This is a genomic window from Pseudomonas sp. UBA6753 (genome assembly GCF_002453565.1).
GTDB lineage: Bacteria > Pseudomonadota > Gammaproteobacteria > Pseudomonadales > Pseudomonadaceae > Aquipseudomonas > Aquipseudomonas putida_Z.
Genome location: NZ_DKHD01000053.1, coordinates 120570 through 130571, shown reverse-complemented (window position 1 = coordinate 130571; position 10002 = coordinate 120570). Strand labels below are relative to the sequence as shown.

Below are 10002 nucleotides of genomic sequence, written 5' to 3'. Positions count from 1 at the left end.
CCCGACGCTGTACCTGTGGGAGCTGGCTTGCCGGCGATTGGGCCGCACAGCGGCCCCGGCGATAACTGCAGCACCGCGTTCGCAGCGCGTCAGACTTTCCTGAACCTTGCCCTCACCGCTTCAGCTTGAAGCAGCAAGCGAACTATCCTACGCAGCGGTCGGAAGCAGCTGAATTGTCGGGGAAATCCCTCAGGGTTAAGTTCACCGGGTCGCCATGTTGGTGACCGGGTGTGAGAACCTGTTATGCACTGCTGCTCCACTGTTCAATGGCAGCCATTCGCGGGCAGGCTTCGGCTTGGCCGGCGTCAGTGCACCGGTTTCTCACCCCACGCAATGGCTGCCACCCTTGTCCGTGAGAAAGATCCGGGTGGTTGCTCCTCGTCACGCACTGGATTTTAACCATGAAAAAGTACACCCCCTCCCCCATCCTAACCGCAGGCCTGGAAACCTTCCTCGAAGCCGGCAACCCCACCCTCGACCTGCTCCGCGTACAACCCGGCATACCGATCGATGATGCCTACGAGCACGTTTCAGTCCTGCTGGGCTACATCAAGCACCTTGTGCGCGAAGGCGACATGGAAGATGACCACAAGCTGCTGGGCTCCGCCGATTACCTGCTGGCCATGGCCAAGGCCCTGATGAACGACATCGAACTGGCCAAGAACAAGCTGCACTGACAAGGCAACGCAGCCCCTTGTGGGAGCGGCCGGCACAGCAGACGCTTCCACACCGTTACAACCCCGCACAAGTCTTCGCACCGTCGCTCTGGTAGCATCCGGCGCGCACCAACATCTTCGCCGCCTCAACCGGCAATCATAGGTAAATCAAGAGCATGGGCCGTGCAAGCAGCACGGCTCCAACGGGGGGATCAATGGATTTATGGACTGCCTTCCAGGCAATCATCCTGGGAGTGGTTGAAGGGCTCACGGAGTTTCTACCGATCTCCAGTACCGGGCACCAGATCATCGTTGCCGATTTGATAGATTTCGGCGGTGAACGCGCGATAGCGTTCAACATCATCATCCAGCTGGCGGCGATCCTGGCGGTAGTGTGGGAGTTTCGCGGCAAGATCCTGGAAGTGGTGTTCGGCCTGACCAGTCAGCCCGCGGCGCGGCGCTTCACCGGCAACCTGCTGTTGGCGTTCCTGCCAGCGGTGGTGCTGGGCGTGCTGTTCGCCGACCTGATTCACCACTACCTGTTCAACCCGATCACCGTGGCAACGGCCTTGGTGGTTGGCGGGGTAATCATGCTCTGGGCCGAACGCCGTACCCACCGCGTGGCAGTCGACCACGTCGATGACATGCGCTGGAGCCATGCCCTGAAGATCGGCTTCGTCCAGTGCCTGGCAATGATCCCGGGCACGTCGCGTTCCGGGTCCACCATCATCGGCGGCCTGCTGTTCGGCCTGTCGCGCAAAGCGGCCACCGAGTTCTCGTTCTTTCTGGCGATGCCGACCATGGTCGGCGCAGCAGTGTATTCGGGTTACAAGTACCGTGAGCTGTTCCAGCCCGGCGACCTGCCGGTGTTCGCCATTGGCTTCGTGACCTCGTTCATCTTCGCCATGATCGCCGTGCGTGCGCTGCTCAAGTTCATCGCCAACCACAGCTACGCGACGTTTGCCTGGTATCGCATCGCCTTCGGTTTATTGATCCTGGCTACCTGGCAGTTCGGCTGGATCGACTGGTCGACAGCTCAGGGCTGATAGCACGACACAAAAATGAAAAAGGGCTGCATCCGCAGCCCTTTTTCATTGGTCAGGTTCAGCCGCGTATTTCAGCGACTACCGCTGCCAGCGCTTGCGCCGGGTCGGCGGCCTGGCTGATCGGGCGGCCGATCACCAGGTAGTCCGAACCTGCATCCAGTGCCTGGCGCGGGGTGAGGATACGGCGCTGGTCATCCTGCGCACTGCCTGCCGGGCGAATGCCCGGGGTCACCAGCTGCAGCGACGGGTGCGCCGCCTTCAGTGCCGGGGCCTCTAGCGCCGAGCACACCAAACCGTCCATGCCAGCCTTCTCGGCCAGCGCCGCCAGGCGCAGCACCTGCTCTTGCGGGTCGACATCCAGGCCGATGCCGGCCAGGTCTTCACGCTCCATGCTGGTCAGCACGGTCACACCAATCAGTAACGGCTGCGGGCCGCTGCGCTTGGCCAACTCTTCACGGCAGGCCGCCATCATGCGCAGGCCACCGGAGCAATGCACGTTCACCATCCATACACCCATCTCGGCCGCGGCCTTCACCGCCATGGCGGTGGTGTTGGGGATGTCGTGGAACTTGAGGTCCAGAAACACTTCGAAGCCCTTGTCGCACAGGGTTTCGACAATGCCCGAAGCGCTGCTGGTGAACAGCTCCTTGCCAACCTTCACCCGGCACAGCGCAGGGTCAAGCTGGTCAGCCAGCTTCAGGGCGGCCTCACGGGTAGGGAAATCCAGGGCGACGATCAGGGGCGTCTGGCAGGCGGACATGGGCAGGGTCTCTTGGCAAGTCGAAAACGGCGCGCATTGTAAACGAAGTGGCACAAGCTTTGGGGCCCGCGGGTCACGGAATTGGCCCGACAGTGGCTGGCTCCTATAATTGAACCAACGGAACGGGCAATTGCTCAACATTTGTACAAGCGCTGCCCATCACCAGCAAAGGAGAACGACAATGCCCTGGTATGCCTGGCTGATACTCATCATAGCCCTCGGCTCGATCGTCGGCGGGCTGATGCTGCTGCGCGATACGGCAAAGAAACTGCCACTGACCGAAGAACAGCTGCGCAAGGTGCATGAGCGCAATGCCGAAGCGGATGCCAAGGATGCGCAGGACCGCTAGCGCCCGCCGGTCGCTGGCACGATCTGACCGGCTGATACATAACTCATTGAGTCAGCAGGGTCCCTGTGGGAGCGGATTTAGCCGCGAATACCGGCGCAGCCGGTGCCATGCACCGCGTTTGGTTCTTCGCGGCTAAAGCCGCTCCCACAGGGTACGCGGACCGCTTTCGAATTCAGTTCTCTCAATTGAATCTTCATGAAAGTCAGGGCCAGGACACAAACCCCAGCCCCTCCCCATTATTCCACCATCACCTTGTCCCGGTTACGCTCCAGCAACGCATTACCAATCCCCTTGATCTCCAGCAGTTCATCCACCGAAGCAAACGGCCCATTGGCCTCCCGGTAGGCCACTATGGCCTCAGCCTTGGCCTTCCCTATCCCGTTCAGCTCCTTCTGCAAAGTAAGCGCATCAGCCGTGTTCAGGTCCAGCCGCTGCGGCTGCTGGGCCTGCTGCTGGGTTACCACCGGCACCGGCTCGGCCACCGCCGTAGTGCTGGCCGGGGCAGCGCTAAGGGAAAAGGACAGGCTGGCGAACAGCGGCAGCAGCAAGTACGACAGAACGTTGTTACGCATGGTGAATACTCCTGGGTTGGTCATTTTCCAGCAGCCGCTTTCCTTCGGCCGCGCAATCAACCTTAGCGGCAAACCCCACACCGAAACAGCCACCATCATCGGCGAATGGTTACCAAATCGATCAATCACCAACCCAACTTCGCCAACCCAAAAACAATGGCCTTTCCCCCCTCAACCACCCCGGCCCTAGAGCATTGGCGCCATCCCTTATGGCCTGTAGCCGAATACCCGTTTGTCCGATGCCGCATTCACAGCAAAACCTGCCCACATTCCTACAACCCCCGGTGAACAAGGCCTGATCACAAACAACCGCACTCTGTAGCTGGCAAACACACCACCTGCCAACTGGCATCACATGAACCAACTGCTAGATTTTTTGAGCAATGGACAGCCGTTTGCTTGAAGGACCCAAGCTGCATGCCCCCATTCATCCGTCGCTTGCCCTCGCACTCAGCCCGTCCACCAGGCCAGCCTTCGCGCGCCTGCCCAGCCCATTCGGCCCACCCGTACTGCCCCGTCCAGCAAGAGGATCACCGCCGTGCCCCTCAAGACCCTCACCGTATTTGGCACCCGTCCAGAAGCCATCAAGATGGCCCCGCTTGCCCTGCAACTCGCCCAGGACGCCCGCTTCGAGTCCCGCGTGTGCGTCACCGGCCAGCACCGGCAAATGCTCGACCAGGTACTGGAACTGTTCGATATCACCCCCGATTACGACTTGAACATCATGAAACCCGGCCAGGACCTGACCGGCGTGACTACCGGGATTTTGCAGGGTATCCAGCCGGTACTGGCCGAATTCAAGCCCGATGTTGTGCTGGTGCATGGCGACACCGCGACCACGTTTGCCACCAGCCTGGCGGCCTATTACCAGCAAATCCCCATCGCCCACGTAGAAGCCGGCCTGCGCACCAACAACCTGTATTCCCCCTGGCCAGAGGAAGGCAACCGGCGCCTGACCGGCACCCTGGCCGCCCTGCACTTCGCCCCCACCGCCACCTCGCGTGACAACCTGCTAAGGGAAGGCATCGACCCGGCGAGCATTTTCACCACCGGCAACACCGTGATCGACGCCCTGCTGGAAGTGGTGCACAAACTGGAGAGCCCAGCGCTGAGGGCCCAGTTCGAACGCCAGTTCGATTACCTGGCTGCCAACCGCCGCATGGTGCTGGTAACAGGCCACCGCCGCGAGAACTTTGGCGGTGGCTTCGAACGCATCTGCCAGGCTTTGGTACAGACGGCGCGCCAGTTCCCCGAGGTGGATGTGCTGTACCCGGTGCACCTCAACCCCAACGTGCGCGAACCGGTCAACCGGCTGCTGGCGGATGTGGGGAATATCTACCTGATCGAACCACTGGATTACCTGCCGTTCGTTTACCTGATGAGCCGTGCGTATGTAATTTTGACCGACTCGGGGGGCATTCAGGAGGAAGCACCGGCACTGGGCAAACCGGTGCTGGTGATGCGCGATACCACGGAGCGGCCAGAGGCCGTGGCAGCGGGGACTGTGAAGCTGGTGGGTACGGAGGTGGATTCCATTGCCGGTGAGCTGGCCAGGTTGCTGACGGATGAGGGGGCTTACCGGGAGATGAGCGTGGCGCATAACCCCTATGGGGATGGTAAGGCGTGTGGGCGGATAGTGCAGGCGCTCGCTGATTTTGCCGTTGCACAGGATGCGCAGAAGCGCCCAAGGCTTGAGCAATAGAGGCCGCCGATGCGGCCCTATACCATACGATCAGGTTAACGAACGTCAATAAATTGTAGGAAAAACGTGAAAGTTCTGTAACATTGGATCCATTGAAATATGGCTTTTTGATACTACAAGGACGAAGCGTGGTTGGCGACACACAGATCTGGCAAGACGAATACCCCCACACCCTGCGGTATCGCGACACCACCCTGCACCTTCAGGGCCCCATTGCCCCTCACACCCGACAAGCCTTCGAACAGCTGATCGCGCAAAGCGCCAGCGCCAAACGGGTCAGCGCACCGCTCGCCTGCGTGCAGAGCCAGTTGTTCACCAAGCGCGAAAAACTCGACTCGCTGAAAAAGAAACTGCGCATGCAACGCGGCAGGCCCAAGCGCAACGGCATGTACGACTGGTCTCTCGAGGAACTGATCAATACGCGTGAAGCCGGCCGCCGCGGTGCACGGGTGCCAAGGCTGGTCGGCTACGGTTACAGCCGCTCCAGGTTCGGCCTGATACAGGACTTCTTCCTTATCACCGAATTGCTCAGTGGCCACGAGGACGGGTTGGCAAGAATCCGCAGGGCGCCCGAAGCGGTGCACCAGGTAATCGAGGCCGCCTTCGAACTGTTGCATGCCCTGCACTGCCGGGGGGTCACCCACATGGACCTGTGGGCCGCCAACGTGATGCTCCCGCAACAAGGCAAAGCGCAGGCCATCGACCTGGAGAACAGCTTCTCTGAGCCAAGCAATTTCTTCAGCGAAACCCTGGGCTTTCAGTTCGGCTTTTTCTACTACCGGGAAATTTACCGTTACATAACCGAAGCGGACTACGATGCCGCGGTTGAATGCGCACTGGCCGAGTACTTCCCTGATGTGCAACGTGCTGCCTTCAACCGGGTATACGCGCTTGCCAAGCATGAGGAAATCGGGCGCCTGAAACGCCGCGAGATCTTCACCCGTGGCGTACTCGAAAGTCGTTGGTAAGCACCATTGCTACACGGGTAGGCAACCTGCGCCGTGCCTACCGTATCCCCAAGATGCCCCTTCCTTTAGAATGGGAACTGCCTGCCCAAGACACTGAATTGCCATCACTTTAGAAAAGAGCAAGCAGGCAGCCTGCGCAAAGCTTCATACAAACGGATCAAAGCTAGGGATTTCACATGAGTTCTGAGAGTCACGCCGTCACTGACACTCCGTTGGTGACAGTGATCATCGCGTCGTACAACCATGCGCGCTACATCGAAGCAAGCATCGCCAGCGTCATCAACCAGACCTACAAGAACATCGAGCTTCTGGTGATCGATGACGGCTCCAAGGACGACAGCCCTGCAGTGCTCAAGCGCCTTCAGGAGCAGTACGGCTTCGACCTGCGCTTCCAGGCCAACCAAGGCCTGGCACGCACGCTCAACGACGCGATCGCACGCGCCAAGGGCAACCTGATCGTGCCTTTCGGCTCTGACGACATCATGCTGCCGCACCGTATCGCCACCCAGGTGGAATACATGAACGGCAAGCCTGAAGTGGGCATCTGCTCGGCCAACATCGAAACCATCGACCAGGATGGCAAGGTGATGGGTGCCCGCGAGCAGCGCAACCGTAACCTGCCTTTCCGCCGCCTGGACTTCGACGACCTGTTCCTCGACCGCAAGCCTGGCCCCATGGCAGCCACATTGATGCTGCGCCGCGAGGCGCTGGAAAAAGTGGGCGGCTTCAATGCCGACATCCGCCTGGAAGACGTGTATATCGAACTGTCGATCGCCCGTGCCGGTTACTTCATCGACGTGCTGGGCGAGGTGCTGGCGCAGTACCGTGACCACCCCACCAACACCTTCAAGAACGGCCGCTTCATGGTGGATAACGTGCTGCGCACCTTTGCCGTGTTCAGCGACCACCCGCAGTACGAGCAGGTGTGCATGAACTTCCGTAATTCCATGGTGCTGAAGTACGCCAACCGCGACAAGGCACTGAGCCGGGAAGTCCTTTCAGAAATCCCGCTCAGGTACTGGAACAAGAAGACCCTACGCGGTATGTGGCGGATGGCCTGGTCTTAAGCCCCGCGGCTACGCTTCCAGTGGACCAGTGACTGGCCGTAGACCAGGGCCATCGGGATCCAGATCAGGAACCAATGCTCCTTCGGGCGTGACATGAAGGCACTGCCTTCCGTCAGGCCCGAGGCGAAGCCGAAGATCAGCCAGGTTGCCGCAAGGGTAACACCGGGGTGCTTGCGGTAAGCCCAGCAGAAGTACATGGCCACGCCGTAAATCGCCATCCACAAGGCCAAACCTACGATCCCACCGGCGTATAGCACGCCTAACTCGATGTTATGCGGATCGGCAAGTGTTTTTCCAAGCCCCGGAATAATCACCGTCATGGGTGAGTCGAAACCATGCCCCAACCATGGATGTTCGCCGGCCTGGCGCAGCGCATCCAACCAAATGGCCGGGCGGTATGAAACGCCACGCTGAGTCACGGCCTCGGGATACACCAGTGCAACGCCAATCAGCACAAGCACGATCACCGCACCGGCCATGAGCCCACGCCTGCGGTCGCCAACCACCAGAAGCCAACCCAAAGCAGCCGCCAGGCCAATCAATGGCGTGCGGGAGCCGGTTGCGAGAACCGCCAGCCCCAAGATCGCCAGGCACACAAGCGGCAATGGGCTGAGCGCGCTACGGGCCTGGAACCAGGAGGCCAACCAGAACGCAGCAAATGCGCCAAACACATGGGCGGTGAGCAAAGGGTTGTACAGCGCGCCGTAACCTACCAAACGCCTGCCCGCAAAAGACGGGTTCAGGTAGAGGAAGTAAGCCACTGAAACGCCTGCCGCAATTGCAGCGAAAATAGCTGCCAGACGCGTGCATTGCTCCAGCTGCCCAGGAGAACGCAGGCTGATCATACCGGCAGCGAACAGCAACATTGCGATGTACAGTGGCCGTTTGAGCAAGCTGCCAACGGAGTTTTCCGTGTCGGACCAGGCGATGCTCAACAGGGTGTAGGCACTGAAGGCCAGGAACGCCAGGAACAGTGGGTTACAAACGAGAGGTTTGAACCACTTACGCTGTGCGATCAACATCCCAAGCGTGGGCAGGGCAAGAAAAATGTAGAAAAGCTTGTGGTAGGTAGTACGGTCCCAGGCCCAGAACATCCCGGTAAGGATGAAAAACCAGCCCAATGGCAACAGGTAGGTATTGACCAGACTTCCAAAGCGTTGAGCCGGGGACTCTATTGATACATCAATCGACATCTAGCGTCCTCAGGCAAACGGCGTTCTTCATCACATATCCTATGCGAATTTAATTATAAAAATGCTGCAGCTGATGGAAATCGCCCTTTTCTGAAACAAGTTCTTTTTCCGGCTCAGCTGCGGATTTCTGCCACGCCCGGAGTCACCAATTGCAGCAGCGCTGCGCTTGGCAAGCGATTCATGGCAGCTCGCCATCATACGCAGGCCACCAGAGCAATGCACGTTCACCGCCCCCTCCCCCGCAGGTACCGTCAGTCGAATAGGTCGGCCTGCGCCAGGGCCTTGCCGACCTGGTCCTTGGCGGACAGCGTGGGCCCGAAGTCTATCGGCCAGTCGATGGCAATTTGCTGATCATCCCAGGCAATGCAACGTTCGCTCTGGGCCGAGTAGAAGTCAGTGGTCTTGTAGACAAACTCGGCAGTCTCGCTCAACGTCACGAAGCCGTGGGCGAAACCCGGCGGAATCCACAACTGGTTATGGTTTTGCGACGACAACACCGCACCAACCCATTTGCCGAAAGTGGGCGAGCTACGACGGATATCCACCGCCACATCGAACACTTCACCCTGTACCACACGCACCAGCTTGCCTTGGGCATGGGGCGGCAATTGGTAATGCAACCCGCGCAGCACGCCCTTCACCGAGCGGGAATGGTTGTCCTGAACGAAGTCTGGCTGCAGGCCAGTCACTTCATTGAACACGCGCGCATTGAAACTCTCGTAGAAAAAGCCACGCTCATCACCGAAAACCTTTGGGGTAAACAGGACGACTTCAGGGATGGCCAATGAAATAGCGTGCATCAAAATACCTTCACTTCAAGCAGGTTCTTCAGGTACTGACCGTAACCGTTTTTCAGCAACGGCTGGGCGAGGCGCTCAAGCTGTTCAGCATTGATCCAGCCCGCGCGATAGCAAATCTCTTCAGGGCAAGCGACCTTGAGGCCCTGGCGCCGCTCCATGGTGGCAATGTATTGGCTGGCATCCAGCAAGCTGTCGTGGGTACCGGTATCCAGCCACGCATAACCACGCCCCATGATCTCGACCTGCAGCTGCTGCTGCTGGAGGTACAAGTTGTTGAGGTCGGTAATTTCCAGTTCGCCACGTGCCGACGGCTTCAGCTGCCTGGCCAGGTCGACGACCTGGTTGTCGTAGAAATAAAGGCCGGTGACCGCATAGTTGGACTTGGGGACCTTCGGCTTTTCTTCAATCGACAGCACACGCCCGCTGTCATCGAACTCCGCGACCCCATAACGCTCCGGGTCCTGGACATGATGTGCAAAGACGGACGCGCCCGTCTGCCGCTGGTCAGCGCTCTGCAGCAGCGCCTGGAAGTCGTGGCCATAGAAAATGTTGTCACCCAGCACCAAGGCAGACGCGGCGCTGCCGATGAAGCCTGCCCCGATCGTGAACGCCTGGGCCAACCCATCCGGGCTAGCTTGCACGGCATACGAAAGGTTGATGCCCCAACGGCTACCATCACCCAGCAATTGCTCGAAGCGTGGGGTGTCCTGTGGCGTCGAGATGATCAGGATGTCACGAATACCGGCCAGCAGCAGCGTACTGAGCGGGTAGTAGATCATCGGTTTGTCGTACACCGGCAACAGTTGCTTCGATACCGACAGCGTGGCGGGGTGCAGGCGAGTGCCAGAGCCGCCCGCCAGAATGAGTCCTTTGCGTGCCATAAAAATTC

Annotated in this window: 11 protein-coding genes; 6 read left to right on the top strand and 5 right to left on the bottom strand. The window is 59.5% G+C overall.

Annotated features, from left to right (window positions below; translation table 11 throughout):
* The first annotated feature begins 401 nt into the window (after window positions 1-401).
* Together B2790_RS20045 and B2790_RS20040 are read left to right on the top strand one after the other, a co-directional pair.
* Window positions 402-677 carry a DUF3077 domain-containing protein gene (locus tag B2790_RS20045; RefSeq protein ID WP_075044081.1) on the top strand — a complete coding sequence of 92 codons (276 nt, stop codon included), beginning with the start codon at window positions 402-404 and terminating at the stop codon, window positions 675-677.
* A 194-nt stretch (window positions 678-871) separates the two neighbouring features.
* Window positions 872-1702: an undecaprenyl-diphosphate phosphatase gene (locus tag B2790_RS20040; RefSeq protein ID WP_025338140.1), complete on the top strand. Its 831-nt coding sequence runs from the start codon at window positions 872-874 to the stop codon at window positions 1700-1702.
* A gap of 58 nt (window positions 1703-1760) precedes the next feature.
* Here the strand turns inward: B2790_RS20040 and pyrF are convergent, their stop codons facing one another.
* Window positions 1761-2462: an orotidine-5'-phosphate decarboxylase gene (pyrF, locus tag B2790_RS20035; RefSeq protein WP_010952851.1), complete on the bottom strand. Its 702-nt coding sequence runs from the start codon at window positions 2460-2462 to the stop codon at window positions 1761-1763.
* Between the two features lie 181 nt (window positions 2463-2643).
* Between pyrF and B2790_RS20030 the strand changes: the two genes are divergently transcribed.
* Window positions 2644-2811, top strand: coding sequence for a DUF2897 family protein (locus B2790_RS20030; protein ID WP_010952850.1), 168 nt, complete (start codon window positions 2644-2646; stop codon window positions 2809-2811).
* Window positions 2812-3047: 236 nt separating this feature from the next.
* Here the strand turns inward: B2790_RS20030 and B2790_RS20025 are convergent, their stop codons facing one another.
* Window positions 3048-3383 carry a ComEA family DNA-binding protein gene (locus B2790_RS20025; protein WP_024086485.1) on the bottom strand — a complete coding sequence of 112 codons (336 nt, stop codon included), beginning with the start codon at window positions 3381-3383 and terminating at the stop codon, window positions 3048-3050.
* Between the two features lie 538 nt (window positions 3384-3921).
* Between B2790_RS20025 and wecB the strand changes: the two genes are divergently transcribed.
* The 3 genes from wecB (at window position 3922) to B2790_RS20010 (ending at window position 7120) form a co-directional block, all read left to right on the top strand.
* On the top strand, window positions 3922-5085 hold the full coding sequence (gene wecB, locus B2790_RS20020) for a non-hydrolyzing UDP-N-acetylglucosamine 2-epimerase (protein ID WP_286919595.1): 1164 nt from the start codon (window positions 3922-3924) through the stop codon (window positions 5083-5085).
* Between the two features lie 128 nt (window positions 5086-5213).
* Entirely contained in the window at window positions 5214-6053 is an 840-nt protein-coding gene (locus B2790_RS20015) for a lipopolysaccharide kinase InaA family protein (RefSeq protein WP_286919594.1), read from the top strand.
* A gap of 176 nt (window positions 6054-6229) precedes the next feature.
* A complete protein-coding gene (locus B2790_RS20010; RefSeq protein ID WP_075044079.1) occupies window positions 6230-7120 on the top strand; it encodes a glycosyltransferase family 2 protein in 891 nt (296 codons plus the stop codon).
* On the opposite strand, the gene B2790_RS20005 is transcribed toward B2790_RS20010, so the two are convergent.
* The 3 genes from B2790_RS20005 to rfbA form a co-directional block, all read right to left on the bottom strand.
* The gene (locus B2790_RS20005) at window positions 7117-8313 is read right to left on the bottom strand and encodes an O-antigen ligase family protein (RefSeq protein WP_286919593.1); all 1197 of its coding nucleotides are present in this window, start codon (window positions 8311-8313) and stop codon (window positions 7117-7119) included. The two genes, B2790_RS20010 and B2790_RS20005, sit on opposite strands and share 4 nt — an antisense overlap.
* Window positions 8314-8564: 251 nt before the next feature.
* Complete coding sequence (gene rfbC, locus B2790_RS20000; RefSeq protein ID WP_286919591.1) at window positions 8565-9113, bottom strand: dTDP-4-dehydrorhamnose 3,5-epimerase; 549 nt, start codon at window positions 9111-9113, stop codon at window positions 8565-8567.
* Window positions 9113-9994 (bottom strand): glucose-1-phosphate thymidylyltransferase RfbA, encoded by an 882-nt coding sequence (rfbA, locus tag B2790_RS19995; RefSeq protein WP_286919590.1) that lies wholly within the window; start codon window positions 9992-9994, stop codon window positions 9113-9115. The genes rfbC and rfbA overlap by 1 nt, the downstream gene beginning before the upstream one ends.
* Window positions 9995-10002: the final 8 nt, after the last annotated feature.

Coding starts and splice junctions, on each gene's coding strand:
- B2790_RS20025 (WP_024086485.1), bottom strand. CDS start 3,383: ATGCGTAACAACGTTCTGTCGTACTTGCTGCTGCCGCTGTTCGCCAGC.
- B2790_RS20030 (WP_010952850.1), top strand. CDS start 2,644: ATGCCCTGGTATGCCTGGCTGATACTCATCATAGCCCTCGGCTCGATC.
- B2790_RS20040 (WP_025338140.1), top strand. CDS start 872: ATGGATTTATGGACTGCCTTCCAGGCAATCATCCTGGGAGTGGTTGAA.
- B2790_RS20010 (WP_075044079.1), top strand. CDS start 6,230: ATGAGTTCTGAGAGTCACGCCGTCACTGACACTCCGTTGGTGACAGTG.
- B2790_RS20005 (WP_286919593.1), bottom strand. CDS start 8,313: ATGTCGATTGATGTATCAATAGAGTCCCCGGCTCAACGCTTTGGAAGT.
- rfbC (WP_286919591.1), bottom strand. CDS start 9,113: ATGCACGCTATTTCATTGGCCATCCCTGAAGTCGTCCTGTTTACCCCA.
- B2790_RS20045 (WP_075044081.1), top strand. CDS start 402: ATGAAAAAGTACACCCCCTCCCCCATCCTAACCGCAGGCCTGGAAACC.
- rfbA (WP_286919590.1), bottom strand. CDS start 9,994: ATGGCACGCAAAGGACTCATTCTGGCGGGCGGCTCTGGCACTCGCCTG.
- pyrF (WP_010952851.1), bottom strand. CDS start 2,462: ATGTCCGCCTGCCAGACGCCCCTGATCGTCGCCCTGGATTTCCCTACC.